Source organism: Mycobacterium sp. NGS35 (assembly GCF_059812855.1).
In genome coordinates, this window is sequence record NZ_JCALDL010000003.1 from 126582 (window position 1) to 149536 (window position 22955).

41 protein-coding genes are annotated in these 22955 nt (G+C 65.9%); all 41 read right to left on the reverse strand.

Annotation, left to right across the window (positions count from 1 at the left end):
* Positions 1-4: 4 nt before the first annotated feature.
* The 41 genes from AC5Y4C_RS08015 to AC5Y4C_RS08215 all read right to left on the reverse strand — a co-directional run bounded on the left by AC5Y4C_RS08015 (position 5) and on the right by AC5Y4C_RS08215 (position 22941).
* The gene (locus AC5Y4C_RS08015; protein ID WP_500008207.1) at positions 5-379 is read right to left on the reverse strand and encodes a hypothetical protein; all 375 of its coding nucleotides are present in this window, start codon (positions 377-379) and stop codon (positions 5-7) included.
* Between the two features lie 3 nt (positions 380-382).
* Positions 383-1258 carry a hypothetical protein gene (locus tag AC5Y4C_RS08020; protein WP_500008209.1) on the reverse strand — a complete coding sequence of 292 codons (876 nt, stop codon included), beginning with the start codon at positions 1256-1258 and terminating at the stop codon, positions 383-385.
* 142 nt (positions 1259-1400) lie between these two features.
* Positions 1401-1760: a hypothetical protein gene (locus AC5Y4C_RS08025; protein ID WP_500008211.1), complete on the reverse strand. Its 360-nt coding sequence runs from the start codon at positions 1758-1760 to the stop codon at positions 1401-1403.
* Between the two features lie 22 nt (positions 1761-1782).
* Positions 1783-2352 carry a hypothetical protein gene (locus tag AC5Y4C_RS08030; RefSeq protein WP_500008213.1) on the reverse strand — a complete coding sequence of 190 codons (570 nt, stop codon included), beginning with the start codon at positions 2350-2352 and terminating at the stop codon, positions 1783-1785.
* 72 nt (positions 2353-2424) lie between these two features.
* Positions 2425-2832 carry a hypothetical protein gene (locus AC5Y4C_RS08035; RefSeq protein ID WP_500008215.1) on the reverse strand — a complete coding sequence of 136 codons (408 nt, stop codon included), beginning with the start codon at positions 2830-2832 and terminating at the stop codon, positions 2425-2427.
* Positions 2829-3071: a hypothetical protein gene (locus AC5Y4C_RS08040; protein WP_500008217.1), complete on the reverse strand. Its 243-nt coding sequence runs from the start codon at positions 3069-3071 to the stop codon at positions 2829-2831. The genes AC5Y4C_RS08035 and AC5Y4C_RS08040 overlap by 4 nt, the downstream gene beginning before the upstream one ends.
* Complete coding sequence (locus AC5Y4C_RS08045) at positions 3071-3757, reverse strand: hypothetical protein (RefSeq protein WP_500008220.1); 687 nt, start codon at positions 3755-3757, stop codon at positions 3071-3073. The genes AC5Y4C_RS08040 and AC5Y4C_RS08045 overlap by 1 nt, the downstream gene beginning before the upstream one ends.
* A complete protein-coding gene (locus tag AC5Y4C_RS08050; protein ID WP_500008222.1) occupies positions 3757-4152 on the reverse strand; it encodes a hypothetical protein in 396 nt (131 codons plus the stop codon). The genes AC5Y4C_RS08045 and AC5Y4C_RS08050 overlap by 1 nt, the downstream gene beginning before the upstream one ends.
* Before the next feature lie 5 nt (positions 4153-4157).
* On the reverse strand, positions 4158-4682 hold the full coding sequence (locus AC5Y4C_RS08055) for a hypothetical protein (RefSeq protein WP_500008224.1): 525 nt from the start codon (positions 4680-4682) through the stop codon (positions 4158-4160).
* Positions 4683-4711: 29 nt separating this feature from the next.
* Entirely contained in the window at positions 4712-5617 is a 906-nt protein-coding gene (locus AC5Y4C_RS08060) for a major capsid protein (RefSeq protein WP_500008226.1), read from the reverse strand.
* Positions 5618-5637: 20 nt separating this feature from the next.
* Positions 5638-6015 (reverse strand): DUF2190 domain-containing protein, encoded by a 378-nt coding sequence (locus tag AC5Y4C_RS08065; RefSeq protein WP_500008228.1) that lies wholly within the window; start codon positions 6013-6015, stop codon positions 5638-5640.
* 5 nt (positions 6016-6020) lie between these two features.
* Entirely contained in the window at positions 6021-7304 is a 1284-nt protein-coding gene (locus AC5Y4C_RS08070; RefSeq protein ID WP_500008230.1) for a head maturation protease, ClpP-related, read from the reverse strand.
* Positions 7304-8716, reverse strand: a complete 1413-nt coding sequence (locus AC5Y4C_RS08075; protein WP_500008232.1) for a phage portal protein family protein — start codon at positions 8714-8716, stop codon at positions 7304-7306. Before AC5Y4C_RS08075 ends, AC5Y4C_RS08070 begins: the two co-directional genes overlap by 1 nt.
* Before the next feature lie 51 nt (positions 8717-8767).
* On the reverse strand, positions 8768-10426 hold the full coding sequence (locus AC5Y4C_RS08080) for a terminase large subunit domain-containing protein (RefSeq protein WP_500008234.1): 1659 nt from the start codon (positions 10424-10426) through the stop codon (positions 8768-8770).
* A complete protein-coding gene (locus AC5Y4C_RS08085; RefSeq protein ID WP_500008236.1) occupies positions 10426-10701 on the reverse strand; it encodes a hypothetical protein in 276 nt (91 codons plus the stop codon). The genes AC5Y4C_RS08080 and AC5Y4C_RS08085 overlap by 1 nt, the downstream gene beginning before the upstream one ends.
* 228 nt (positions 10702-10929) lie before the next feature.
* Positions 10930-11487 (reverse strand): hypothetical protein, encoded by a 558-nt coding sequence (locus AC5Y4C_RS08090; RefSeq protein ID WP_500008238.1) that lies wholly within the window; start codon positions 11485-11487, stop codon positions 10930-10932.
* A gap of 74 nt (positions 11488-11561) precedes the next feature.
* Positions 11562-11792, reverse strand: a complete 231-nt coding sequence (locus AC5Y4C_RS08095) for a hypothetical protein (protein WP_500008240.1) — start codon at positions 11790-11792, stop codon at positions 11562-11564.
* Positions 11793-12024: 232 nt separating this feature from the next.
* On the reverse strand, positions 12025-12213 hold the full coding sequence (locus tag AC5Y4C_RS08100) for a hypothetical protein (RefSeq protein WP_500008242.1): 189 nt from the start codon (positions 12211-12213) through the stop codon (positions 12025-12027).
* Entirely contained in the window at positions 12210-12602 is a 393-nt protein-coding gene (locus AC5Y4C_RS08105; RefSeq protein WP_500008244.1) for a hypothetical protein, read from the reverse strand. The genes AC5Y4C_RS08100 and AC5Y4C_RS08105 overlap by 4 nt, the downstream gene beginning before the upstream one ends.
* A complete protein-coding gene (locus AC5Y4C_RS08110) occupies positions 12589-13524 on the reverse strand; it encodes a hypothetical protein (RefSeq protein WP_500008246.1) in 936 nt (311 codons plus the stop codon). The genes AC5Y4C_RS08105 and AC5Y4C_RS08110 overlap by 14 nt, the downstream gene beginning before the upstream one ends.
* Entirely contained in the window at positions 13524-13796 is a 273-nt protein-coding gene (locus tag AC5Y4C_RS08115; RefSeq protein WP_500008248.1) for a hypothetical protein, read from the reverse strand. Before AC5Y4C_RS08115 ends, AC5Y4C_RS08110 begins: the two co-directional genes overlap by 1 nt.
* A 29-nt stretch (positions 13797-13825) precedes the next feature.
* Positions 13826-14308 carry a hypothetical protein gene (locus AC5Y4C_RS08120; protein WP_500008250.1) on the reverse strand — a complete coding sequence of 161 codons (483 nt, stop codon included), beginning with the start codon at positions 14306-14308 and terminating at the stop codon, positions 13826-13828.
* Positions 14298-14690: a hypothetical protein gene (locus tag AC5Y4C_RS08125; protein WP_500008252.1), complete on the reverse strand. Its 393-nt coding sequence runs from the start codon at positions 14688-14690 to the stop codon at positions 14298-14300. Before AC5Y4C_RS08125 ends, AC5Y4C_RS08120 begins: the two co-directional genes overlap by 11 nt.
* Entirely contained in the window at positions 14687-15115 is a 429-nt protein-coding gene (locus AC5Y4C_RS08130; RefSeq protein WP_500008253.1) for a WhiB family transcriptional regulator, read from the reverse strand. Before AC5Y4C_RS08130 ends, AC5Y4C_RS08125 begins: the two co-directional genes overlap by 4 nt.
* The gene (locus AC5Y4C_RS08135) at positions 15115-15690 is read right to left on the reverse strand and encodes a crossover junction endodeoxyribonuclease RuvC (RefSeq protein ID WP_500008255.1); all 576 of its coding nucleotides are present in this window, start codon (positions 15688-15690) and stop codon (positions 15115-15117) included. The genes AC5Y4C_RS08130 and AC5Y4C_RS08135 overlap by 1 nt, the downstream gene beginning before the upstream one ends.
* Positions 15687-15848 carry a hypothetical protein gene (locus AC5Y4C_RS08140; RefSeq protein ID WP_500008257.1) on the reverse strand — a complete coding sequence of 54 codons (162 nt, stop codon included), beginning with the start codon at positions 15846-15848 and terminating at the stop codon, positions 15687-15689. Before AC5Y4C_RS08140 ends, AC5Y4C_RS08135 begins: the two co-directional genes overlap by 4 nt.
* On the reverse strand, positions 15845-15970 hold the full coding sequence (locus tag AC5Y4C_RS08145) for a hypothetical protein (RefSeq protein WP_500008259.1): 126 nt from the start codon (positions 15968-15970) through the stop codon (positions 15845-15847). Before AC5Y4C_RS08145 ends, AC5Y4C_RS08140 begins: the two co-directional genes overlap by 4 nt.
* Complete coding sequence (locus tag AC5Y4C_RS08150) at positions 15967-16926, reverse strand: hypothetical protein (protein WP_500008260.1); 960 nt, start codon at positions 16924-16926, stop codon at positions 15967-15969. The genes AC5Y4C_RS08145 and AC5Y4C_RS08150 overlap by 4 nt, the downstream gene beginning before the upstream one ends.
* 61 nt (positions 16927-16987) lie before the next feature.
* On the reverse strand, positions 16988-17272 hold the full coding sequence (locus tag AC5Y4C_RS08155) for a WhiB family transcriptional regulator (RefSeq protein ID WP_500008317.1): 285 nt from the start codon (positions 17270-17272) through the stop codon (positions 16988-16990).
* A 566-nt stretch (positions 17273-17838) separates the two neighbouring features.
* A complete protein-coding gene (locus tag AC5Y4C_RS08160; RefSeq protein WP_500008262.1) occupies positions 17839-18024 on the reverse strand; it encodes a hypothetical protein in 186 nt (61 codons plus the stop codon).
* Positions 18024-18473: a hypothetical protein gene (locus AC5Y4C_RS08165; protein ID WP_500008263.1), complete on the reverse strand. Its 450-nt coding sequence runs from the start codon at positions 18471-18473 to the stop codon at positions 18024-18026. The genes AC5Y4C_RS08160 and AC5Y4C_RS08165 overlap by 1 nt, the downstream gene beginning before the upstream one ends.
* On the reverse strand, positions 18470-19111 hold the full coding sequence (locus tag AC5Y4C_RS08170; RefSeq protein WP_500008265.1) for a molecular chaperone DnaJ: 642 nt from the start codon (positions 19109-19111) through the stop codon (positions 18470-18472). The genes AC5Y4C_RS08165 and AC5Y4C_RS08170 overlap by 4 nt, the downstream gene beginning before the upstream one ends.
* Positions 19108-19767, reverse strand: a complete 660-nt coding sequence (locus AC5Y4C_RS08175) for a DNA adenine methylase (RefSeq protein WP_500008267.1) — start codon at positions 19765-19767, stop codon at positions 19108-19110. The genes AC5Y4C_RS08170 and AC5Y4C_RS08175 overlap by 4 nt, the downstream gene beginning before the upstream one ends.
* Entirely contained in the window at positions 19764-20306 is a 543-nt protein-coding gene (locus AC5Y4C_RS08180) for a DUF4406 domain-containing protein (RefSeq protein WP_500008269.1), read from the reverse strand. Before AC5Y4C_RS08180 ends, AC5Y4C_RS08175 begins: the two co-directional genes overlap by 4 nt.
* Complete coding sequence (locus tag AC5Y4C_RS08185) at positions 20303-20620, reverse strand: hypothetical protein (RefSeq protein ID WP_500008270.1); 318 nt, start codon at positions 20618-20620, stop codon at positions 20303-20305. Before AC5Y4C_RS08185 ends, AC5Y4C_RS08180 begins: the two co-directional genes overlap by 4 nt.
* Positions 20617-20946 (reverse strand): hypothetical protein, encoded by a 330-nt coding sequence (locus tag AC5Y4C_RS08190; RefSeq protein ID WP_500008271.1) that lies wholly within the window; start codon positions 20944-20946, stop codon positions 20617-20619. Before AC5Y4C_RS08190 ends, AC5Y4C_RS08185 begins: the two co-directional genes overlap by 4 nt.
* On the reverse strand, positions 20943-21212 hold the full coding sequence (locus AC5Y4C_RS08195; protein ID WP_500008273.1) for a hypothetical protein: 270 nt from the start codon (positions 21210-21212) through the stop codon (positions 20943-20945). The genes AC5Y4C_RS08190 and AC5Y4C_RS08195 overlap by 4 nt, the downstream gene beginning before the upstream one ends.
* A complete protein-coding gene (locus AC5Y4C_RS08200) occupies positions 21209-21553 on the reverse strand; it encodes a hypothetical protein (RefSeq protein WP_500008274.1) in 345 nt (114 codons plus the stop codon). The genes AC5Y4C_RS08195 and AC5Y4C_RS08200 overlap by 4 nt, the downstream gene beginning before the upstream one ends.
* Complete coding sequence (locus tag AC5Y4C_RS08205; protein ID WP_500008276.1) at positions 21550-22167, reverse strand: DUF4326 domain-containing protein; 618 nt, start codon at positions 22165-22167, stop codon at positions 21550-21552. Before AC5Y4C_RS08205 ends, AC5Y4C_RS08200 begins: the two co-directional genes overlap by 4 nt.
* A 29-nt stretch (positions 22168-22196) precedes the next feature.
* Positions 22197-22463 (reverse strand): hypothetical protein, encoded by a 267-nt coding sequence (locus AC5Y4C_RS08210; RefSeq protein ID WP_500008278.1) that lies wholly within the window; start codon positions 22461-22463, stop codon positions 22197-22199.
* A 91-nt stretch (positions 22464-22554) separates the two neighbouring features.
* Entirely contained in the window at positions 22555-22941 is a 387-nt protein-coding gene (locus AC5Y4C_RS08215) for a hypothetical protein (protein WP_500008280.1), read from the reverse strand.
* Between the last annotated feature and the right edge of the window lie 14 nt (positions 22942-22955).

Below are 22955 nucleotides of genomic sequence, written 5' to 3' on the forward strand. Positions count from 1 at the left end.
TTTGCTACGGGGTGACTTCGTCCGTGGCGACTTTCATCAACTGGACGGCGAACTCGTTGATGTCGCGGCCCTTCGGTGCGACCGCCAGCAGCCGCCGATATTGCAGCGGGCCGAACAGCTGGTGAATGGCCTCGATGTTGTCGCCGACCTGGAAGCAGCGCAGCGCCTCTGTCGGCCAGTCACCGCGGCTGCGGGGCATCGTGAACGTCACACCCCGGAACTCGAACTCGACATCGGTCGACACCTCGCCGGTGTCGGGGTCCGCGGCGAGCTGCGTGTCCTCGACGTCGGTCGGCTGCGGGTCGTCCACCGCGACCGAGGCGCCGGTTTCGTCCGCGGTCTTCGGGTCGGCCGTCGTGTTCTTCTTGGCTGTAGGCATCGGTCAGCCCGCCTTCCTGGGTTGGGTGATTTCGCGACGGCGAGCTGCCATCGCCTTGTCCAGCGCCGACAGAGCTGCCGGTGAAGGTTCAGACCCGGGCGGCGGCACCCCGGCTGCGACGCGCGCGGCGGCCGCGGCTTTCTTCGCGCGCGCTGCTTCCAGGCGGGCGCGGCTGGCCTGCGGCGAGTAGAAGTCCTCTTTGGCCGTCAGGGTGTCCACGCGGCGCTCGTTTTCGCGCTGGCGGGCGAGCGCGGCGTCGAGCTCTTCGCGGGTCATCGGCCGTCCGACGTACACCTGCCGCGCCAGTTGCTCCCAGATCTGCGCCAGGACGACGGTCTGCTTGGTCCACAGCTCGTGGCCGCCGTTGCGTGCCCCGGCGAGCGCCGAATCTGTGGGCAGACGGCGGATGTAGGTCCAGATCTGGCGCAATGTCAGGTCGCCGCGCCAGCGGTCGAGGTAGTCCACACCCCAAAAGCGGCGCAGATCGGAGGCGATGTCGTCTTCGAAGGAGTCGAGCAGCCCGAGCAGCATCGGGACGGCGCCGAAGATGTCGACGCCGAACATGCCGAAGAACCGGCTCGGGACGGGGGTTCCGGCCGCCCAGCGGAAGCGCTGCGGCAGCGGCTTGCTCTCGGGTAGCCGGGTGACCCCGGCGGCGGCGGCCATCGCGTTGGACAGCGAGTTGAGGTCGGCGAACCGCGGCACGGGGGCGGTCTGGTCGCCGAGCAGCGTGTAGACGGCGTCGACGTAGCGGCCGCAGCGGATGAGGTCGAGCGGCCAGTCTTCGAGTGCCCGCGGGATCGTCAGGTCGTGGTTGCGCCAGCGGAACCGGACGTGCGGCTCGCCGAGCGCTTCAAGTCGCGCTGCGTCACTGCTCACCTGTCAGCATTGCTCCGCCGTTTCGCCTGTTTGCCGTGTCCCCGCTCCGGTCGCCAGCGCCCGCGGCCGTGCCGATCTACGTCAGTCAGGACGGTAGAGAATCGCCGCTTACTCTGCTGGCGAGCTCATTCGCCCGGCGGCGTCAGCTGGTGAGCTTGTCGACGAGCTGCGACTTGGTCAGCGCCCGGGCCTCGTCCTCGCTGGCCTTGCCTTCGGCGACAGCGCGCGCCACGAGCTCGTCCTTCGTGTCGCTCATACTCGGCTCATCGTCGCTGTCGCTGCGGGTGTCGCCGGGGTAGGGGTCTTCGTCGACCACCTGCACGGACACGACGTGGCCGCGGCGGCCGGTGCTAGCCTCCTCATCCTGTGTGTCGGCGGCTTTCTTGTCGACGTACTCGGCGATGCCTTTGGCGACGTAGCTGCGCGCCGACGCGGCGTCGACGTCGATCACGTCGCCCTTCTTGCGCCGCTCGGTATCTGCGGTGAGCCGTACCTGCGTCATGATCTACGGGTCTCCGATCCGGTTAGGCGGCTTCGCCGTGCTGCCAGGCGAACAGCTCGCGGGCGCTGTTCGGGAAGATCCGCGCCGACAGCTCGCGCGGCGTGTTGTCGCCCTCGACGTCCTTCTCGTTGGGCACCCACAGCCGCGCCGGCCGCTTCGTGATCCGCCGGTCGATGAAGCCGTCCGCGGTGCGCTTCTCGAATGCGAAGAACAGATGCGCCGGATCGGGCACGACCAGGGTGGTGTCCGATGAGCCCGGCCACAGGATCGACTGGGCGACCGGGTTCTGTTCCCGGAAGTTCACTGTGACGGTGGCCTTGAAGTCCTTCGACGCGACCAGGATCGTGCCGTAACCCCAGCCGGGGATGTCGGTCTCATCCCACTGCCGCTGCGTCTCGATGCCGTCAGCGCCGACCAGAATCCCGAGGTAACCCCACTTCGGTGCGGCGGGAGCGGGCGCGTCCCACGCGACAGTCGTGTCGAACGGCTCCGTCACATCAGCGGGGATGTCGGCGGCCGGCAGGGTCGTGCCCTTGTAGACGAAGACGTCGGCCTCGGTGAACAGCCGAACATTGCTCGGGTTGCCAGCCATGCGTTTCCTTCTCCCTGTTCGGATTCGCGTCTATCCGGAACGTAAAGGAACCCCGGCTACTCTGCTGGCGAGCTATCTGCCGTCGTCGGCGGTGCGGATCACCACCGTGACCGTGCCCGATGCGAGGTCCGCGCCGGTCTGGGTGTGCTGCGCTTCGGTGAGTGCGGTCCCGCTGGCGCGGATGTGGGCCAAACCGGCCGGGACGTGGTCGTGCAGGTGGCCGAGGCAGCGCGCGGCGATCCGCCGCGACGTCGGGATGTCGTCGGAGCCGACAGTGACCCGGATCGTGTGATCCGATTTCACCGGCCAGTCCACCGGGCCGCCGTCATCAGCGACGAGGACCAGCGGCCGCCGCTCGGCCAGCGACCAGTCCTTGGGCCACTTGTGTTTCGCGATCCGCGGAACGGGTGTCTCGTCCGCCAGCAGCACCGCCAGCGCCGCTTTCACCGCGTCGACCGGCTCGCCCTGCACCCGGGTCATGACAGCCTCAATCCGAGCGAGCCGGCCGCCTTCGTCGCTGCCCCGTCGACGGCCTGCTTCTCGGCGTCGACGACCACCGCGGCGACGTGGCGGTCCGTCGTGTACTTCTCCACCTGCCCGCCGGCGCGCTCGGCGAGTTCCTCAGCCAGCTCGTCGACCGCCGCCACCACACCCGGATCGGATTTCAGAACCTCACCGAGTGCTTTCCTGTTGCCCCGGAAACCCTGCTTGGCGGCCATCACCCACCCCCTGTGATGGCGCGCGCCAACACGACGTCCTGGTTGCGGTCGGCGTGCTGGGAGAACTCGCGCTGCACCCGCGCAATGCAATCGCGGCCCCGCACGCGGATCCAGTCGCCGTCACGCACACCCACACCGAGCGGCAACACCACCGTGAAATCTGCTTCGTCGATCGTGCCCGCCGCCCCGTAGCGTTGCGCGGTGTTACCGGCGTCCACCGCCAACGCCAGCACCGCGAACGGCACCCCATCCGCAAGCCGGCGGCCGTCGTCGTCCTGGCCGCCGCGTGGCGTGATCAGCACACGCTCACCGGTGCCCGCCGGTTCCTCACGTGAACAGATCACCCGCACATGATGATCGGCGCCGTCGATCAGCGTCTTCTTCACCCGGGCGTCACCGGACAGCTCGTAGCGTTTGCCGTCGTGCTCGATCGCGTCTTTCTTCGTCAAAGCGAGCGAATCCGCATCCACCGGCAGGGCGCACTTCGCGGCGTAGATCGCCACCGGCGGGACCGCCGCCGTCTCCGAGACACCGGTGATGGTGAACTTCGCGCCGGTCTTCTCCACAACCCGATCCGTGTAAACGGGTCGGCCGTCGGCGTCGAACACCTGCTCGCCGTGGTTGTCGAGGACCGGGTCGCGGAACACCAGCCCCACGGTGTCGGGGCCGAGCCGCAGCGCGGCCATCAGTAGTCGTTCTCCGGGAAACAACCCCGCGGCGACGCGGACACACTGGCCGGGTCCAGGCCCAGCCGCAACCATTGCGCATCGGTGATGTCCACCGCGGCGTCCGGGTTGGCGAACACGCGCTGCTCCATCGCGTCGTCGGTGGTGATCGTCACCGACGCATAGCCGGCGAAATCACCGCGGCGCAGGACCGCCGACACCACCTCGAACACCACCAGCCTGACGTCGACGTCCGTCTCGTCGAGCTCCACCCCAGCGTCGGCGAATCTGCGGCGGATACGGTTCGACGCCGCCAACAGCAGATCGTCGGTGAGGGTGTTTTCCGCGCCGACCAGCGGCCTGAACCGGGCAACGAAGTCCGGCTTCGACAGGATCGGCGTCACCACGCCGGCCAAGAGGGTCAGCCCTTCTTGGCGTGCGCCTGAAGCTCTTCCTTGTTCAGCTTCGCGGCCTGTTCGCGGGACAGATCGGTGTGCGCGACAACCCACTCCTCCCACACCTGACGGGTCGCCGACTTCGCCGGCAACTCCGCATCGGCGGTGCGCTGCTCGACGACCGTCTCCGGGCGCAGGATCTGCGGTTGCGCCCCGCCGACCGCCGCCTGGTTGATCGGCTCCAACACCGCCACCGACTCCGGCGGCTCCGGCAACTCGAGCTCCCGGGTCACATCATGCGGTGGGACGGGAAGCGACTCCGCCCCGGCCATGACCGGTTCGGGGGTGCGGGCACGCGTGTCGGCCAACGCTCGTTCCACGACCGCCGTGCGGGCCGGCGGAACCGGGGCCGGGTCGAACACGCCCAGCTGGTCACCGCGTTCGATCTCACGCTTAGGCAAATCGACCTCATCGCCGAAGAACGCACGCCGACGACGACCGTTGCCGTCGATGTACTCCCACAGCGCTGCCTTCACGACGCGCTTCGCCATCGCAGCTACTCCCGTCCTGTCGTGCGGGGTCAGCCCGCGAGATTGGTGACCTTCTTGACGGCGTACGGGTCGGTGACCCCCATGATCGGCAGCACCGACGACTGCACCCAGTTCTTCTTGACGGCGGGTTCGCGCCACGTCTCCGTGGACAGCATCTGCTCGTAGCCGAGGAAACCGACGCCGCCGCGCACAGCCGCGTAGGCGGTGCCGGGGGTGACGCGGTTCGACACGAACGTCGACACTCCGGCGTCGTCGAGGATCGACTGAACGTCGGGGCCGTAGGCGATCCGCAGATCGGCGTACTGCTGCGGGTTCATGATCCAGACGTTGTAGACGTAGCCGAGCTCCTCGACGTCGGCTGCCAGCTGCGCGCGGATGATGTCGGCGAACGGCCGCTCAGTGTTGGGTGTCGGATCGCTGCCGGTCAGGGTGACGTTGCCCCAGTCGGAGCCCGGAATCACCCCGGCGCCGCCGAGCGAACTGATCACGTCCTCGAGGACGGCGACGGTGCGCTGGTTGACCTTGCGGACGATGGTGTTCGCCAGCTGCGTGGTCAGCCGGTCCATCTCCCCGACGTCGTTGCGGCGCACCGCTTCGTCGCTCATCCAGAACTTGCCACCCCAGTCCTCGGACTTGGCGACCTTCGGCTGTTGACGCTCACCCTGAACGATCGGGTACTCGTCGGTGGGGCCGCGCTGCTCGACGTCGTTCTTCGTGTACAGCTCGTTGATGGTGATGACGTCGTAGATGACCGCGCCGGTCTGCGTGGTCGTGTTCGCGCTGCCGAAGATCTCGGGGGCGATGAACTTCTGCTTCGTCAGATCGGCGAGCCGTTTGTTGATGCGGCCCGGCTGCTTGAGCGCCAGATCAACGGTGACGCTGTTGTTCGCGACGACCGGCGGACCGAGCGGGTAAGCGACAGGTGAGATAGCCATCGTGTTCGTTTCCCCTTCTCTCAGTACAGCGAGATTTCGGCGTCGGATCCGTCGATGGCCGCTGTCAGTGCGTAGCCGACGGCGACACCACTTGCTTTGGTCTTGGCTTTGCCGGCGGCGCCGACTTCGACCTCGGCGAACGCGGCGATCGGCCCGTCCGCGGTGACCTGCACGACCCGCGAGTTACCGCGCGCCACACCGACGATGTCACCGACCGTGGGCTGGTCGTACTTGGCGACCCCGACGACCCGGCCGCCGGGATCGGCCGGTGCGACGGCGATGTTGCCGCCGCTGCGGTTCCCGGAGATCTTCAGGAACCGCTTGCCGGTGACCGCGGCGGTGGCGCGGCCGGTGATGTCGCGACCCGGCTCGTAGATGCCGATCAGTTCGTTGGCCATGTCGGTCAGTTCCCTTCGCTCGCGGCGGACGGCTCCAGCTGGGCGGTGTCAAACCACGACAGGTCGTCCGGAGCCTGCATCGACGCGGCCGGATCGGGGTTGTTGGCGTGTCCGATCTCGGTCACCGGGAAGACGGCTTCGAGGCTGTCGAGCGCCGCGGCGAACGTGTCGCGGTCCAGTGACAGGTTCTTCGTCCACTTGTCGCGATCGGCGGGCCGGATCTTGCCGGCGCGGATCGCCTCATCGACCTTCGTGGCGTCCGCCTCGGCCTGGATCCGGGCGTAGGCCTCGGAGCCTTCCTTCGCCTGCGCTTTGAGCGCCTCGAGGGTGGCGGAGTCGACCAGGGCGAAGCCGAGCTGCTTGGCGCGGGCGGCGATCTGCTCGGTCGTCGGCTCGGCGGGTGCGGGCTGCGACGGCGCGGGCTGATCGGGAGCCGCGGCCAGCTTGGCGTCGAGCGCCTCGTTGAACGCGTCGTCGTCGAGCTCGGCATCAAGTCCGAACTTCTCGGCGAGATGCTCCTTGGTGGTTGCCATCCTGGCTCCCTTCGGTCGATCACCGTTCCGGACTTGGTTCCGGATCGCCGGTGGTGGCGCGGCGCGCCGTCCGGCGTAGTTGAAGACGGACAGGTCGAAACGATTCTTTAGCGATTCCGCCTCGTCTGCTGACGAGCTGTCCTCGGGGTCCTCGATGATGGTGTCGGCGAGACCGGCGGCGACCATCTCTTCGGCGGTGAACCACGTCTCGTTGCGCATCAGCTTGAGCCAGTCCTTCAGTTCGCCGCCGGCGCGGTCCTGGTAGACCGAGGCGATTGTCTGGTTGTGCCGGATGAGTAGATCGCGAACCTCTTCCAGGTCGGAGGCGGTGCCCATCACGACGGCGCGGGCTTCGTGGATCATCATCTCGGCGTACTTCGACGTCCGGATTTCGTCGCCGGCCATCGCAATGAACGACGCCGCCGACGCTGCAACACCGTCGATGCGGGCGACGATCTTCGCGGGGTGGCGTTTGAGGGCGTTCATGATCGCGATGCCGTCGAACACGATGCCGCCCGGGCTGTTGATCCCGACGGTGATTTCGTCGGCGTCGAGCGCGTTGAGCTCGTTAGCGAAGTCGCCTGCGTTCACGCCCCACGGGTCGATGATGTCGTAGATCAGGATTTCCGCTGTCTTCTTCGACCCGGAGTCGGCCTTGTTCTGGATCTTGAACCACTGGATCGGGTCGGCGTCCGGCGCAATGCCCAGGGCAGCGCGCGCGGCTTTGCGGCCCGCTTCGTCGAGCTGGAACGTCATCAGAACAGGACTCCCTGGTCGGCGGTCAGCGTCATCTTCCCGAGATGCGGCTTTGTCTGCTGGCGAGCGGCCACCGGCTGCTCGGGCTGCTGGCCTGGAGGGTCTTCTTCGGCCGGGCCGGGCTCGGCGGTGGCGGGGTCTTCGGCGGGGGCGCCGAGCTGCTGGCGGATGAACGCGCGCAGCGACTCATCCGGCGTGAGCAGGCCGGCCTGAACCAGCAGGTTCAGCGCCGCCGCGGTGGCATCCTGCCGCGAGCCGATCTCTTCGCACACCAGCAGCGGCGCGCCCGCGTCGACGCCGTAGTTGACGTCGATCAAGTCTTCGATGACGTGCTGGTTCGTGATGTCGGCGACGTCCTCGGCCAACGCCTGCACGGACTGGACGAACGTGTCGGCCTGCACGCTGGCGAGCGCGTAGCTGCCGCCGCGGTCCAGGTTGAGGAAATGCGCCAAACCAGCGAGCGCGATCTGCTTGTCGTGGTACTCGATCGCTTGCCGCAGATTCGGCAGGTTGCCCTGCACACCGAGGATCTCCAGCTTCGCGCCGGCCGGGAACGCCGCCCCCGCGGACATGCCGCCGCGGAACCGCGACGCGATCTTCTCGTACTCGGTGAGTTTCGCCGACGATCGTTTGTCGTCTTCGTTGGTGTACGCGACCGGCACACCGATACCGTTACGGCGCGCCGCCGCCGCCTCGATGCGCATCAGCTCATCCTTCAACAGCCAATGCTTGTAGCTCGGCCGCAGCAGCGACGTCCCGATCCACACCCCCGGCTCCGGCTCGTTGCGGTACACCACCAGCCGCGAGATGTCGATCGTGACCGGCTGAAGGTTCGATCCGATGTTGTCCTGGGTGACCGACACTAGGCCGCCGTCTCGTGCCACGTTGAAGGCGCGGATCGTGAACTGCGGCCGCGGCGCGAGCTTACGCAGCCGGAACTTCCCTCCGAACGGGCCCGATGTGTCGTCGTAGCGGTACACCTGCTCGAACACAGAGTGCCCGAAGCGCAGGCACGACAACGCGTCACGCAGATGCGCTTTCCAACTGAACCGGTCCCGCTGCCGAGGCTTCGGTTTGTCGCCGCCGTTGTCCCCGACGATCGGCAACCCGAAGTCTGCGGCGATATGCGCCACGATGCGGTCCTCAGCGCTGTTCGGGTCGATCCGCCACTGCGTGCGCCGGATGGGCAGCTGTATCGCCGACAGCAGCGACCACACCCGCGCGTCCTCGCGCGGCATCCGCGAGTACACCACCAGCGACAGCGGCCACCGCAGATCGGGAACCTGCTCGGTCAGCTCCCACCACCACATATCCGGCACAGAGCCCGGCAGCCACGCGGCAGGGTTGGACGGATCGGCCGCGGACGGGTTGACGTAGCCGACTTCAGTCGCCAAAGCGGGAGGTCGCGCCATACCCGGAGTGTCCCAAGATCAGCCCTACTCGGCTGACGAGCACGGCCCTCGTCAGAACGCGGCCTCGAGGATGTCGACCTCGTCCAAATTCACCACGTCCTGGGAGACCGCCGGCGACGCTGACTCGCCCAGTTCCTCGGCGAACATCAGCACACCCCAGTGCGCCAGCGTCGCCGCAGTCCACTGCGGCACACCAGCCTCGGCGTCATTCCACACGAAATCACCCATCGGAAGCTCGCGCTTCTGAACCACTTTCAGCGCTTCCTCGAGGATCGGCTGACCCACGTGCGACAGCTCCCCGGCCAGGGCGGCGTCCACGAAGCCGCCGCACGCCTTCGCCATCTGCGGTGTCGACGCTTCATACACGTCGAAGCCCAGGTCACGCATCCGGGCGACCAGCACATTCGCCGGTCCTCGGCCGTCAACGATGATCGCCGCCGGATCCCACAGCTCGATCAGGATCGCCAAGTACAGTGCGACCGCCGGTAACTTCGCTTTGCGCAGATAGCCGACCTCGAGATGGACGCGGCCGTTGGATGTGCGCGAACCGGCCGCCACCGCCCACAGCCGCCGGTCCAGTGACCGATGGACCGCGATCACGCGATCGCCGACGAGATCCGGGGTCTTGTCTTCCATCGTCTGCCACACTTCCAGCGGAATAACCGGCTCGCGGTCCAGCTCATCGGGTGGATAGTCACCCCAGCCAAGGAAGTCTGCGTCGAACAGTGCCAGGGCTTGCGGTGTCGTCGCAGCGCGCCGCTCGCGCTGCATATCCCGTTCCCGGTGAATGACGCCGTGAGACGGGTTCGCCAGACGCGGCGCATCCGGATCGTCGCGCGCCGCGGCGAGCCGGCGTGCGTCTTCTTCGGCGTTGCCGGTCGGCTCGGGTTTCGGAGCCATCCATTCCGCGAAGAACAGATCCGGCGCGCGCCGGCGGCCGAGCCGGCGGAAGCCCGCGAAGACGTGACAGAACGGATGCTCGCCGATGATCGGCGGCGTCGACAGGTAGATCGTTTGAGGGTTATCCGAAGCGATCTGCGCGCCGGTGAGCGCCACGCGCTGTTCCTCGGTGAGCTTGTAGGACTCGTCGAAGATGACGAGATCGACTTTCGTCAGACCGCGGCCGAGATCGCCAGAGCGCAAACCGATCCGGATCTCTCCGAACTTCGTTTTGATAACGCCGCGGTTGCCGGCCTTCGAGTAACCGTTCGGCAGTCCAGTTTCCGGCGCGAGCCGCGCCGCCAGCCACGGATGCGACGTGATGATCTCGACCAGCCGGTCGAAGACGTCCTCCGCGGTCGCCCAGCGCTGCGCCGAGTAGATGACGTTCTCACCCAGCACGAACAGCGCAAGCAGGATCCGCAGGATCGCGATCTCCGTCTTGCCGTTCTGCCGCGGGATGGCCAGGCAAACGTCGGGATGCGTCCACAGCGCGATTCCGTCCCCGTCGGCCGGCAGACGCGAACACGTCTTGCGCAGCGTCCACCACTGCCACGGCATGCAGCGGTGGCCTACCTCGAAGCCGAGGTTCGCCGCGACGTCGCCGTCTGTCTCATCGCCCGGAAACCAGGACGCGAACTCCGGCTCCTGGCGGCCGGTCAGCCGCGGCCAACGCCCGATGAACTTCGGCCACGGCTTCGGCAGAAAGTCCTCCGGCAGCTCGACGCGGCCGCGCTCCGCATCGAGCCTCGCTTCCGCGACCGTCGTCATTAGTCGCGCCAGACCGCCAGATAAACCGGCGGACCGTTGCCGTCTGAGAATCGTGCCGGGAACAGCTCATAGATCCACAGACCGTTTGAACACTCGACGCGAAGGAAGCCGTCCGGTGTCACGACACAGGAACCGACGCGATCGTGACCGGTGGAACAGACGACGGATCCACCAATCTCGCCGAACACGATCCGCGGCGCCGAACGACACATCCCGAACGGCGTCTCCCCGAACCGATCACGATCCGGACCGGCGTAGATCTCGACTTCGGTCAAACGTCCGGCCTTCTGTTGGGCAGTCCCAGGCGTGACCCCACTGCGGACCACCGTCACAGCAGGTGCAGCCCTCGGACATCGGAGCGTGGGCACTATGGAACTCGTCGTGCCGCGCCGTATCGTGAACCACCGCTCCGCAATCGATGCAGTTGTACAGCAGCGTCGACGCCTGCTGAAGCAGCAAATACCTGCGGCTTGGCCGCAAGCCGCTGTCGCCGGTAGCGCCGCTCATGTCCGCTTCCTTCCGTAGTGGTCGGAGACGACCCGAACCAGGGGATCGTCCTGCTTGGAACCGTCATTCCCGCCCGGGCCGGCTTCGCCTGCCGCGCGCATCTTCTGAATATCGCCGATCAGCTTGCGAAGCACTTCCGAGAGCTGGCGTTCCTCGACGAGCGCGCCGTCCACCCGGACTTCGACGACCTGGCCGTCGACCTTGACGGCCATCCACGCGTGATGGTCCCCTTCGAGCAGCCTGCCGAGCACTTCCAGCCGATCCGCTACGCGTGCTGCCTGCGTTATCAGCGCTTTCGCCGCAGCGTCGGCCTGCGGCCAAGACAATTCGCGCCGTAACTTCGCACCAGCGGTCGGCTTGCGCCCTTTACGGACAAGTTTCGCCGCCTTTTGCGCAGGTTTCGTCCGCTTTGAGGGGGGTTGTTTGCCCTGCTCAGAGGTGGTTTTCGCGCTATTCGCGGTCGTATTCGTCCGCTTCTGCGCCCGGCCACGCGCCGCCCCATCAGCCATCAGCCCGGCCACCCAGCGCGAAAAATCGCGCGTCCGGAAAAACAAAAATCCGACTCACCGCGGGCGAGTCGGCCACCCCGGGGGGTTGTAATAATTCTGGCGGGAGGGGTCATCGCTGGTCAGCGGCTTTCCAGCTCCGCGCGGAGACGCTGAAGGCAGGCGATTAGATCGCCGAGCTGGTCGACGCCGATCCGCCCGTCGCCACCTTCGGTTGGAAGGAAGATTGTCCGGCGGTCCGGTCCGAGTTGGACTTCGGTGTCGCCGCAGATGAAGGACGTCCAAGTAGCGTCGCTGTCTGTGACGTAGTTGACGATGATGTGCGTCGTCTGCTTCACGGCTCGATGGGTCATTGTGGGTGCCTAACTGTGATGGTGAGTTGTTTGTCATGGATGCACTCGGCGAAGAGTCGTCGCCATCCTTCGTCGGTGAGTGATCCGGACAGGATGCACAGCAGTGGGCGGTGTGTGTTCGGGTCGTAGTGCATGGCGATGCGTTCTTCGGGTAGCAGTGCGACGGTGTCTGCTCCGCATCGGCAGCGCATCGGCCGGTAAGCGGGATCGCTGTCGAAGGTTGCGTCCGCGTTCATTGTTGGGTGTCCTTCGGCTTGTTTGGCTTGCCTTCGATGCTTCGTGGTCCGTCGAAGATGTATCGCTCGGCTTGTGTGGTGAGTGAAGCGATGGCTGCTTTGAAGTCTGGTCTGTCGAAGACGTCGGGTACGGATCCGCCGATACGTCGACCGTTGTCGAGCTCGACTTCGATGCGGACGATCATGCGGGCCATCCCATTGCGAGGGGCCATCCCATTGCGAGGTCGCCGAGGTTGGATGGTTGCCGGATGAGTTGTAGTGCTGGGCGTTGGTCGTCGTGTGAGCCGTCGCCGCGTTGTTTGTTGCAGAGGCCGTGTAGTAGTCGGGTGGCGTGGGGTGCGTTGGGATCTGGGTGGTCGCCTGCGAGTACGCCGGATGTGAGGTCGGGCTTTCCGTCGCTGCGGGTGGCGTTGGGGTCGTAGTCGGGGTTCTTGGTGCGGTCGCGGTACATGGGTAAGCCGCACCACCAGCAGGGAGTTCCGTCGACGTGGTTGCGGTGTAGGCGTTGGACGTTGATGCGGTGTGTGTGGTCGTAGCCGCGGGCTGCGGGTGAGGGTCGTTTACGTGTGGGCATGGCGGTTTTCTGGGTGCGCGTCGTGGAGGTGGTTCCCGTACATGTGGGCGGCGTAGATGCGGTCCGAGTCGACGATGGCCCAGTCGCATCCTGGGTGTTTGCAGTCGATTCGGTATTCGCTGTCGGGTGGTGGTTCGGCGGCGTCGATGGATTCGGCTTCGATGCGGCCGTGACGGGTGATTGCCGGCCCGACGCCTTGTTGGATCTTCGGCTTGGGGAAGCCGTCTGCGATTGCTTGGCCGGCGCGTTCGGCGAAGTGTTCGAGTACTGAGCGGTTGTGGAGTTCGCCGCCTCGGTCCATGGCGTCTCGGAGCCGGGCGTTGGCTTGTTCGAGTTGGTCTTGTGCTTTGGCTACTTGGTCTTGTGCGGCGGCGATTTCGAGGGCGGCGAGGCGGCGTGCGCCTTCGTCGCTGTCGATGGGTCCGGTAGCGATGAGGCGGTCGAAGGTGGTGTCTGGTTCGGGTTTGCGGTGCCGGCCAGACTTACGTTGGTGCGCTGCGGCCCGCTCCTGCCGTGCGATGTCGGCGGCGTGGACGTGTTCAGCGTGGGGGTTGTCGCATTGGTCGTCCGGCCCGGTGTTGCAGGTGGCGCGGTGCCGGGCTTCGCGGATGCGCTTCGACGCCTGCGCGGTGTGTTGCGCGATCTCGTTCGCGTCGGCCACCGACGCCTCGACCGGTGTTGCGGGGATGGCTTCGCAGTAGCCGAGGACACCGCGGAGCTGCTGGCAGATCGTGAGGAAGATCGGCATCTCGTCGTCGGTGACTTTCACGACGAAGCTCTTGTCGTCGGGCAGCTGGACGATGTGGAACTTGCCGGGCGCCTTCAGGAACGCCGCCATTTGTTGGGCGGGTGTGTCGGTGGGGGATGGGCGCCGCCAGGTGCCTTTTGCGCGGCGGCGTTGTTTGCGGTTACCGAGCTTCATCAGCGGTCGCCTCCTTTGGTGTCGAGTGTGTTCGGAAGTTGAGTCAGGCAGTCGCTGGTGTGCGTGCCAACGCGCCGGCAGAGCGGACATGCCTGCTTGCCGGTTGGTGGTTGCCAGCGGGTCGCTTCGAGGGTGAGGTGTTCGTGGTCTTCGCTGGATGTGAGTCGCTCGGCGAGGAAGCGGTGCATGGTGGTGCCGTCCATGCGGATCTCGATTTCGACGGGCTTGTTTGCAACGGAGTAGCCGCTGATTCGGATTGATTCGATGGGCACGGAGCGGTGCTCCTTCCGTTCAGGAGGGTTTATTGGTGGGTCCAGGCGTCGAGGACGCCGAGCTGGTAGAGCGCGAACGCGAACACGGCCGTCCACAGCAGGACTAGTGCGGCGAAGATGCTGGTGCCGATGAATCGCGGCCAGTCGACCCTCGACAGCCAGTCCCGCACCGGGTGGACCTGCGTGGTGGGCGGGAAGAAGAAGCCCATCGCGCGCATGGCGGTTTCGACGTCGCGCATGTCGAGTGGCTGCGACAGGTAATCTATGGCGTGCTGACGGGCCGCACGCAGATCAGCTTGCCGTAGCCGGTTCGGGTTGTAGCCGCGAACCGGGCAGCTGACCACCTGGTAGGAGTGGCCGAGCGGGCCGAAGGATCGGCGCGGCGCGATCGGTGACAGTGCGCCGCCGGCGCGGCGGTATTCGAGCAGATCCCCGACGTCACCGAGCGGGTAACGCGGCTCGGCGTCAACCGTCACGATCGCCGGATTAAGTGAGTGCCAGCTATCGGCCATCGGGTGTTCCCTTCACGGTGGGTTCGTTACGCAGCAGAATCCGCAGCCAGTTGACAAACGGGACTGCTTCGATGTGCCAGTAGCCGAGCGCGTCACGATGCGCCGCGAGCGGTATCCACACCAGCTCGACGGTGGCGAAAATGGTGAATTTGATTTGGTCTGGGATCGCGCGCACGCACACATCGACCGCGTTCTGCCGACCAGGCCCAGCCGAGGGTGCGATCACGACCAGGCCGGGCATGGTGATGGTTTCAACGTCGAGGCTGTCGCCGGTGCGGGCTTGGAAGGTGATGTCGCGGCGCAGGATCGACGCGGTGAAGCGTGCGCCTTCGTCACGCAGGTTGGGCTCCCACGCCCGCACCAGGACGTCGCCGCCGCTCATTGGGCGGCCGCCGTGTCGGTGCCGTGATGGTTCATCGGCGGGTGCTCCTTGCTTCGTCTGGTCAGTTGGTCTTCGAGTTCGTCGAGGTCGATGGGTTGGCGGTTGGGGTTGCGGTCCAGTTCGTCGCGGCCACCCCACACCCCGTTATCGTCGCCGAGCGCGCGCCGGTATCCCTCGCACTGTGCGATGACGGGGCAGCTGGCGCAGATCGTTTTCGCGCGCGCCACTTTGCGGGCGTAGCGCAGTTTGTCTTCGTGGCTGCGGCCGTTGATCGGGAAGAAGATCTCGTCGATTTCGGCGAGGGGGATGGTGCGGCAGGCGGCGCGGCTCATCCAGTCGCGGTCGAGGTCGCCGAGGATTTTCCGCAGGAATCCGGGCCGTCCGCGGCGGGGAATGCGGGTGCGGTCGTAGTGGCCGACAGGCATCAGGTGGTCGCCTTCGGCCAGGTGATCGACGCCAATCCTTCGATGTGGCGGCGTCGGGTCTGGAAGGGCAGCTGCCAGCCGAGCCGTACGGCGGCCATGGCGGCCAGCACGGCGCTGTCGGCGATGTCGTGGTTGCGGATCGGGATGTGCGGCCACCAGGTGGCGACCTCAGCCAGGACGAGTTGTTTGTCGGCGCGGCCGGATCCGGTGGCCCACTTCTTCAACGTTGGTGGCGCGACGGTGGTCCATGGGATGCCGCGGGCGCGGATGGCGGACATGACGCCGCACCACAGGCCGGCCCGGTCGAAGTAGGAGGGCAGCATTTCGCCGCGGAAGATCGGCGCCTCGACCAGCAGCAGCTCCGGTCGCTGCGGTAGCCGGTCGAGGATGCGGGCGATGGTGCGGGCCTGGGTGACGACGCGGTCGAGGCGTTCGGGCCAGCCGGACGAGTCGGGCAGTGATTGGCCGGTGTCACGCAGCGTGTGCGGGCGCGCCTGGTGGTCGTTGTCGGCGGCGAGGACGGTGATGCCGGTGCGGGTGAGGCTGGGGTCCAGGCCGGCGACGTAGCGGGTCACCATGCCATCTCGCAGGTGTGGCAGTAGCGGTCCCAGACGCGGATGTGGTCGCCGATGTGGGCGGTGAACCGGCGGGTGACGTGGTGGCCGCGTAGGCGATGCCAGGTGACGGCGTCGTCGGCTTTGGCGGCGATCCGGGTGCGCAGCTGTGTGGTCATTCGATGATGTCTCCGCAGCGGGCGCAGATTTCGGCGCCGACCTCGACCGGGTAGCCGCACACCGCGCAACGACCGGCGGGCTGCGCCGTCAGGTGGCTGGTGCCGATGATTTCCCAGCTCATGCACCCCTCCGGCGTCCGGTTGTTGGGTGGTCGCAGCGGTATGCGTCGCCGTCGCTGTTTTCGGCGATGCCGTTGTCGTCGCAGATCGGGCACTGGCGGCGGGTTTCGGCTTCGGCTTCGCGGCGGGCTTGGGCGGCCTTCGCTGCGGCGTCAGCGCGGGCCTGTTCCCACACCTCGAACTGGATGCGGGCTTCGCCGCAGCCGTGGCACGGCTGGGTCGTGCCGGTTGGGTGTTTCTCGCAGTGGCGTGGCGGTGGTGGGCCGGTCGGGTCGCTTCCTACCGGACTCCCCTCCACAGAAGTAACCACTAGGGGTCGGGTCGGGTCGGGTCTGACGCGCGCGCGCGTGAGAGTCCCGCGGGTGTCCCCTGGGGACACGACAGTCATGTCCCCAGGGGAGTCCCCCAAGGTGTCCCTTGCGTTGTCCCCCGCTATGTCCCCAGGGGACAAATCCGCGTTTAAGCTGGTAGCGGCGTTGCGGCCCTTTTTTCTTTGGTTCTGTTTCTTCGCCGCTTCGGCCTCACGCTTGGCCCGCAATTCGGCTCGCGTCTTCTGCCACTTCGACCAGTTTCGAAACTGAATCGGTCCCCGTTTCGGGTCAAGATCGGGTCTCGATTTGGGTCGGATCAGGGTCTGATCTTGGGTCGTTTCCGGGTCCGCAACGAGATCCCACAGGGGTGCGTCGAGAGGGCCGGGATCGGTCAATGCGCGGATCAGTGTGGGGGTGGCGCCGAGCTGCCGCAGCTTGGATGCGGGCACGAAACCGTCGAGTTCTTCTTTGGCAGACCACGAGCCTGCGAGAAGCCAGAGGCCACAAGCGGCCAGCCGCAAGGGGGCTTTGACAGGGTAATCGGGCAGGTTCATGACGGGCTTGGAGTCGCTGAAGCCGTCGTCGACGTAGAACCATGGCATCAGGTTGCGGCCTCCAATATTCGTTCGCGCTTGCGCTTGTTGCATGGGGGCGATTGCTTCCGTCGTCGCGTCGGAGCGGTGTTCGGCTGTGCCATCGGCGAATTGGTCATGATGCTGTCCTCGTCGTTTCGAGTCGTCTGCGTTCGCGCTCCGACAGGCCCCCCCAGATGCCGAACCGTTCACCGTGGGTCAGGGCGTAGTCGAGGCATTCGGTTCGCACCGGGCAGCGCGAGCACACCTGTTTGGCTGGTGTTGTGGTGCCGCCTTTTTCGGGGAAGAACAGGTCGGGATCGGTTTGGGCGCACAGCGCGTCGTCGACCCATGCGGGCACGGTGAATCCGAACAGGCCGCCGCGGCCGCGGTCGTCGTTGGGCGGCGTGGGCACGGTGATGTCCCAGCCGCCACCGGTGTGGCGCTCGAGGCTGTGTTCCAGCAGCCGGGATTGCAGTGCGGTTCCGTGCGCTTCGGTCGAAGCAGCCGTCTTGGCAGCGCGTTCGGCCGCTACGCGGCGGCGCTCGGCTTCCGCTGCGATCTCGCGTTGGCTTGCCTTCTGCGCCAACGCGTCACGCTGCCGCCGCTCTTCTGCTTCCTTATTGGCGCGGCGGGTGTCCCACACAGTGCGCTGCCAGCGGGCGTGGTCTTCAACGCGGATCCGGATCAGGGCGTCGAAGGTGTCGGCGTTGATCTGCTTGCGGCCGTTGACGATGAACGCGATCAGGGAGCGGTCGATCCCGGCGGCGCGGGCGATCTCACGGTATCGCCATCCGGCGTCGACGAGGTTGCAGATGTGCAGCCGCGCCTGGTCGGCGTCGACCAGGCTTGAGATCTTCCCGCTGCGGCGTTGCTGTTCGTAGTGGGCATGGCACAGTCCGCGCCGAAGGTAGCGTTCCCGGCGGCCGCACTCGGTGCAGGCCTTCCAGTCAGCCATGAACTTCACATCGAGATCCGCGGTGGCGGTCACTGCTGGCCGCCTACGAAACGTAGTGTGCTGTCGGCGGTTTCGAGTTTTCGGGTGCGGATGCGGGTGGTGTCGGTGGCTTCGTCATAGACGGCTTCGGTGACTTCGTGCATGATGCCGTCGTGATCGGGGCCGAGCCGTGTCCCCGGGGTGACCTGTTCACGTTTATCGCCGCGGTATCTCATCACTCGATGCCCTCAAACCATTGGTAGCCGCACTCGCACACGTGTACGTCGTCGTGGCCGCTGTCGTGATCGCAGAGGTGGCTGTAGCCGTGCTCCTCGCACCAGGCCGGCGAGAGCTCGGCGTCACACCCCCAGATCACGTCATCCGAGAGCGGGTCAGACATTGCTCCACACCTCTCATGTCGAAAGGTGCCGGCCGTCGTGGCCGTCAGTGCAATATGTTGCTGCGCAACGCCTCTTGTCACCGGCTGGGACTGCTCACTGCCAACGTCCACCACACGGTTGGGTGCTTGCTCGCTCGGTTTGGTGTGGTATCCGTTGCGGGCGGCCCAGACCATCAGGCACTGCACTGAGCAGAAATGTTCCTCACGCAGGGTTACGACGGTGGTGGTGATACGCAGCCGCTCGCTGATCAGCGCGCCGCACTGATCACACACGTAACTGATCACCGCAACCACCCCGCAGCGCGAAGAACCTCACCAGCGGCCTCGACGCGATTCCACAGTGTGCGACTCCCGTTGTTGCGGTCCGGGTGGGCAGCGCCGCGCGCCGATCTGTAGATGACTTTGGCGTCGCTCTGCGTCGGTGACGGCCATCCGATCAATCGAGCGAGGAACGCCAAAGCGTTTGGCGCATCAGGGAACTCAGATGCACGAGCTTCGATGGCTCGCCAGCCGTGGTACTGCTGGCCGGTTTGGGTGACGCCGTAGCGGTTGATCTTGCGTAGCGCCTCCAGCGTCAAGGCGATTGCGCGCAGGTTGTCGTGCCAGTGGGTGAACGTGTCGCACGGGAACGACAGCGGCGGCTGATCACGGGGCTCGATGTTGAGGATCACGCCGGGGTGCTCGGGTTGCGCGCTCGCGCGTGGTATCCCATCGTTGCGGAAGTCCCGCTCCCGCAACGCAATCTGCAACACCGATGACGGGTAGTGGGGGTCGTCGGGGTCGAGCAGGCGCAGCTCACGGTCCAGCAATTCCAGGGTCTCGCTGAACGACGCCTCGAACCGCGAGCGTTTACGGTCGCGGGTGAACTCCATCGGCCAACCCTCCAAGGGCCGCAAAATCATCCCAGGCGGATAGAGGGTCACGATTCCACCTCGTCGAAAAGCGTTGGCTCAGCGAGTCTTCGGTTCGACCAAATGATTTCGGTGCGTCGGTTGCTGCTGGGATCAGCGTGGCCGCTGACCGTCGGGATCTCGGTGCGCTGCCAACCGGTGAGCGCCGCGTCGTAGAGCTGGTTCGCGTAGCCGCTGAGGACGACCGTGGCGCGGGCATCAAGCAGCGCGTCGAGCAGCTCCGCGTGCTCGAGGTCGCTGGTCATCTCGAAGCAGTAATTCCGGTGCCGGGTGGTACCCAGGTACGGCGGATCCACGTAGAGGCACACGGAGTCGAATGCGCCGTAAGCGTGGATCACGTCAATGGCTGGGCGGCACTCGAGAGTCACATGGTGCAGGCGCTCCGCGGCGGCGGCCATCCGGTCCACATAGGCCTCAGCACGGCTATGCGGTGTCAGAGCGCAGACACGCGCCAAATCAGCCGGCCGGTCGCGTAGCACCCGCCAGAACGTCATCAGGTCGCCGTCGAGATCGTTGACGGTTTCCATGCGGCTGGCCGGTTTGGCGAGCAGCACAGCGAGGCTGCCGGCGAACGGCTCGACGTAGTGCTCGTGTGGGGGCAGCATCGCGGCGATGCGGTCGGCGAGTGTCGTTTTCCCACCGAAATAGGCAAACGGCGGGGCGGTCATGATTCTGCCTCGCAGGCGTCGCAGCGGTCCCGCGACGACAACGTCAACACCTCGTCACCGCAACCCGCACACGCGCGCTCGGCCATGCAGATGGCGTCAATATCGGCTACCGGGCGTATTTGGACCGGGCCGTCGTAGTCGACGGGTCCGCGCGGCTCGAACAGACAGCCCGGCACGTGGGGGCCGCTGATCGGGGTGTGGCAGCACCAAACCCGGGTCGCGATGCGGGCGGCTGCCTGCTCCAACCTGCCCGACTCCCAGTGGGTGACAGGCATCGCCAGGGCTTGGCAGATGTCGTGTTCCAGGCTGGCGCCCTTGGAGTGTTCCCAGCCGGGCAGGAACACCGCCTCATCACACTCCAACAACAGCCGCAACGCCGCACGCAGACACGCCTGGTAGTCGTACGGATCAGCGTGGCGGAGCTCGTGCGGCGACAACACCTCACGCCCGGCGTTACGCAACGCCTGGGCCGCCACCTGAAACGCCGGATAGTTGAAATCCGGATAATCCGACATCGGACCAGCCAGATAGGTCGTCACGACACCACCTCCCGAGGATGGTCGGAACCGGTTGGCTCCCAGCGGATTCGACCGACGTCCCCTACGCCGGGAGCGATAACATCGAGTCGGTAAACCAGCCAGCCATCGAAATAACCTTTGAACCGTTCGGGACTGGTGTTGCGGTTGTGCAGGTGCTCGGCCCAGCGTTCGCTGACCCTCATCAAAATCGGTTCACCGAACCACACGAAACCTGCGGGATTACTTATCCCGTTCTGTATCCATTGCCGCACGGTGCGTGGACTGCTGTCGTTGTAGCAGCCGCACCGCGCGGTACGGCAATCCGCGACGGTCATGAGCCACCCTCACTGCGGTCACGGCGTATTAGTCGCAGCTCGCGGCGAAGCCGTTCCGCGAAATCGGGCTGCTCGGGTGAGCCTTCGATAATCGCGTCCGCGACCACAATCAGCTTGCTAGGCACCTGCCTGCCCGGCGGTACGACCGCGATGATCGGCTTGTCCAGCATGATCGAAAACCCGAGCTCCACAGCGAACTTCACGTCCCCGGCATCAGCCGGGACGAGTGACACCACGACAGTCGAATCCCTCATCTTCGGGCCGAGATCGTCGAGGGCTCGTTGCGCGAACTCACGCCACTCGGCGGACTCAAACGGATCACTCATCGCACATCTCTCCCTTTTCGTGAACTGGCGGCTTCAACGTCCTCCCATGGGCCGCATTGGATTTCGCGGGACATCACCCGAGCGTTGGTCACACCCCGCGTCTCAGTGATCGCAGCCGCATACCGCTCATAACCCGCCCGATCCAAGCGGGGGAAGCAGTCGTAACGCTCGTGGCCGTCGCCGGTGGTGTACACCAACGCGGTCTGCCGATACCTGCCCGGCACGGCGGGCAGCGTGTCATCGAACAACACAAGCTGATCGGTCACGCGCGTTTCACTTTCAGTCCGGCGCGGCGCATCTCACGCTCCACATGTTCAGCCCACGCCCGAGTGGTGTGGTATTCGCCGTTCCCGTGGCCGTCGACGCAGCTGTTGCAGAACAGGCCCCCGCCGCGTGCCTGACACGGCGCATGCTCAACGAGACGGTCAACAAAAGCGTTGACGGAGGGTGTGTAGCGGTCGGCGGCGTGTTCACGCTCCACATCGGCGATCAACGGTGCGAGATGTAGCCGGTGGGGGCTGCCGTTCCAGCCGCAACGACAGCCGCGATCACCAACAGGCTCATGTTCCAGCAGCAGCCATCCGACACGATCAGCGAACCGACTCATGACAGTGCCTCGATCCGGTTCGCGATTTCGAGCAAGACGTCGGCATGGCAGAGCTGATCAAGCGGGCACCAGCAAGCGAGGTCGCGACCGGCCAGTGCGGTTATGTCCCCGAGGATTTGGGCGCGTGACCACCAATGCTGGCTGCCCATGCGGAGCATGTCAGGCTCCATCAACCAAGTGCGGAACAGGCGCACGGCTGCCGCCCGGGCGGACCGCAGCGCCCCGTCGTATCGCGGCATTTCCAAGAACACGCGTTGTCCATCGTGGATGAATAAGTACGAGCGGCCGCCGCCGATTTGGAATGGGCTGCCCCCCTGCTCCCAGTCGATCGGCCAACCTTTCTTGTCCAATAAGTGGCGGCGCTCGAAATCCGTTTCCACGCAGTACCTTTCATGGAACGCGTCGAGTGCGGCCGCGTCGGCCAGCCACAGCACGTTCGCCCCCGCGCGAAGCGTCACCCGATACCGGTGACGCAGCCGATAAAGCCAGAATTGTTCGGCGCGGCACCAGGACTCCCAATCATCCTCACCACGCACACTCACCCAAAACCCGTGCGGCTTCCTGAAGCTGGACGGCGACGGCTGGCGGTAACGGCGCTGCCAGTCGAACCGCAACGGCTCACCCGCGTAATGCAACAACTCAGTCACAGCGCCTCCGGACGTGCGAGGCGATAGACCGCCAGAGCCAAAACCGCGCTGAACAAACCGATATTGTCAGTGCTCTTGATGAGGCCCCTCCTGACTTCGGTGGTTATCTCCGCTACGTCATATGCCTCATCAGATACGTCGTCAGCGGCCTCGTGAGGGGCGCTATCGCTGCGCACGATAGCGATAACCTCATCCAGGTAATTGGCCGCGTGGCTGTGGATTTGGTCGGCCAACGCCAGCAGCCGCGGATCACGGGCGCTCATTTCGCCACCGGCACAGTCGCCACCGCCCTACGCGCAGCCGCATTACGCTTACGGCGACTCATGTCGCCTCTCCTGGTGCAGGCGGATCGGATCACGACGCGACCTCGATGTCACGGCAGTCGACGCACAGATCGGACGACCGGGCTCGTGGGCATCTGGTGAAGTCGATACCGCAACGCGTGCACGACGACACGCTCAGACGTTCCCGGTTGCGCTCACGCCGGCGTTTACAGGCTGCACGGTTCGCTTGCGGGTTGCGCTCGTAGTAGGCGCGCTGATACAAGGCGACCTTGTCGCGGTTGCGCTCGTAGTAGGCGCGCTGATACAAGGCGACCTTGTCGCGGTTGCGCTCGCGGTAGGCGCGCTGCCACGATGTGCAGCGATCACACCGACACTTGTGATAGTTGTAACCGCTTGCCGTACCGTGCCAACGTTCGTTCGCCGACGTCCGATCGCGCAGCTCAGTGATTTCCTTCACGCCGTGACTCCGTG

Excerpts from the sequence above, each read along its gene's own strand:
- AC5Y4C_RS08070 (WP_500008230.1), bottom strand. The coding sequence starts at position 7,304 with ATGACGTTCCAGCTCGACGAAGCGGGCCGCAAAGCCGCGCGCGCTGCC.
- AC5Y4C_RS08030 (WP_500008213.1), bottom strand. The coding sequence starts at position 2,352 with ATGGCTGGCAACCCGAGCAATGTTCGGCTGTTCACCGAGGCCGACGTC.
- AC5Y4C_RS08130 (WP_500008253.1), bottom strand. The coding sequence starts at position 15,115 with ATGCCTGTCGGCCACTACGACCGCACCCGCATTCCCCGCCGCGGACGG.
- AC5Y4C_RS08080 (WP_500008234.1), bottom strand. The coding sequence starts at position 10,426 with ATGACGACGGTCGCGGAAGCGAGGCTCGATGCGGAGCGCGGCCGCGTC.
- AC5Y4C_RS08015 (WP_500008207.1), bottom strand. The coding sequence starts at position 379 with ATGCCTACAGCCAAGAAGAACACGACGGCCGACCCGAAGACCGCGGAC.
- AC5Y4C_RS08060 (WP_500008226.1), bottom strand. The coding sequence starts at position 5,617 with ATGGCTATCTCACCTGTCGCTTACCCGCTCGGTCCGCCGGTCGTCGCG.
- AC5Y4C_RS08140 (WP_500008257.1), bottom strand. The coding sequence starts at position 15,848 with ATGACCACACAGCTGCGCACCCGGATCGCCGCCAAAGCCGACGACGCC.
- AC5Y4C_RS08175 (WP_500008267.1), bottom strand. The coding sequence starts at position 19,767 with ATGACCGCCCCGCCGTTTGCCTATTTCGGTGGGAAAACGACACTCGCC.
- AC5Y4C_RS08045 (WP_500008220.1), bottom strand. The coding sequence starts at position 3,757 with ATGGCCGCGCTGCGGCTCGGCCCCGACACCGTGGGGCTGGTGTTCCGC.
- AC5Y4C_RS08035 (WP_500008215.1), bottom strand. The coding sequence starts at position 2,832 with ATGACCCGGGTGCAGGGCGAGCCGGTCGACGCGGTGAAAGCGGCGCTG.
- AC5Y4C_RS08160 (WP_500008262.1), bottom strand. The coding sequence starts at position 18,024 with ATGAGATACCGCGGCGATAAACGTGAACAGGTCACCCCGGGGACACGG.
- AC5Y4C_RS08125 (WP_500008252.1), bottom strand. The coding sequence starts at position 14,690 with ATGAGCGGCGGCGACGTCCTGGTGCGGGCGTGGGAGCCCAACCTGCGT.
- AC5Y4C_RS08065 (WP_500008228.1), bottom strand. The coding sequence starts at position 6,015 with ATGGCCAACGAACTGATCGGCATCTACGAGCCGGGTCGCGACATCACC.
- AC5Y4C_RS08145 (WP_500008259.1), bottom strand. The coding sequence starts at position 15,970 with ATGAGCTGGGAAATCATCGGCACCAGCCACCTGACGGCGCAGCCCGCC.
- AC5Y4C_RS08120 (WP_500008250.1), bottom strand. The coding sequence starts at position 14,308 with ATGGCCGATAGCTGGCACTCACTTAATCCGGCGATCGTGACGGTTGAC.
- AC5Y4C_RS08200 (WP_500008274.1), bottom strand. The coding sequence starts at position 21,553 with ATGAGTCGGTTCGCTGATCGTGTCGGATGGCTGCTGCTGGAACATGAG.
- AC5Y4C_RS08075 (WP_500008232.1), bottom strand. The coding sequence starts at position 8,716 with ATGGCGCGACCTCCCGCTTTGGCGACTGAAGTCGGCTACGTCAACCCG.
- AC5Y4C_RS08110 (WP_500008246.1), bottom strand. The coding sequence starts at position 13,524 with ATGAAGCTCGGTAACCGCAAACAACGCCGCCGCGCAAAAGGCACCTGG.
- AC5Y4C_RS08190 (WP_500008271.1), bottom strand. The coding sequence starts at position 20,946 with ATGAGTGATCCGTTTGAGTCCGCCGAGTGGCGTGAGTTCGCGCAACGA.
- AC5Y4C_RS08185 (WP_500008270.1), bottom strand. The coding sequence starts at position 20,620 with ATGACCGTCGCGGATTGCCGTACCGCGCGGTGCGGCTGCTACAACGAC.
- AC5Y4C_RS08100 (WP_500008242.1), bottom strand. The coding sequence starts at position 12,213 with ATGATCGTCCGCATCGAAGTCGAGCTCGACAACGGTCGACGTATCGGC.
- AC5Y4C_RS08095 (WP_500008240.1), bottom strand. The coding sequence starts at position 11,792 with ATGACCCATCGAGCCGTGAAGCAGACGACGCACATCATCGTCAACTAC.
- AC5Y4C_RS08055 (WP_500008224.1), bottom strand. The coding sequence starts at position 4,682 with ATGGCGAAGCGCGTCGTGAAGGCAGCGCTGTGGGAGTACATCGACGGC.
- AC5Y4C_RS08040 (WP_500008217.1), bottom strand. The coding sequence starts at position 3,071 with ATGGCCGCCAAGCAGGGTTTCCGGGGCAACAGGAAAGCACTCGGTGAG.
- AC5Y4C_RS08025 (WP_500008211.1), bottom strand. The coding sequence starts at position 1,760 with ATGACGCAGGTACGGCTCACCGCAGATACCGAGCGGCGCAAGAAGGGC.
- AC5Y4C_RS08210 (WP_500008278.1), bottom strand. The coding sequence starts at position 22,463 with ATGAGCGCCCGTGATCCGCGGCTGCTGGCGTTGGCCGACCAAATCCAC.
- AC5Y4C_RS08105 (WP_500008244.1), bottom strand. The coding sequence starts at position 12,602 with ATGCCCACACGTAAACGACCCTCACCCGCAGCCCGCGGCTACGACCAC.
- AC5Y4C_RS08150 (WP_500008260.1), bottom strand. The coding sequence starts at position 16,926 with ATGCAACAAGCGCAAGCGCGAACGAATATTGGAGGCCGCAACCTGATG.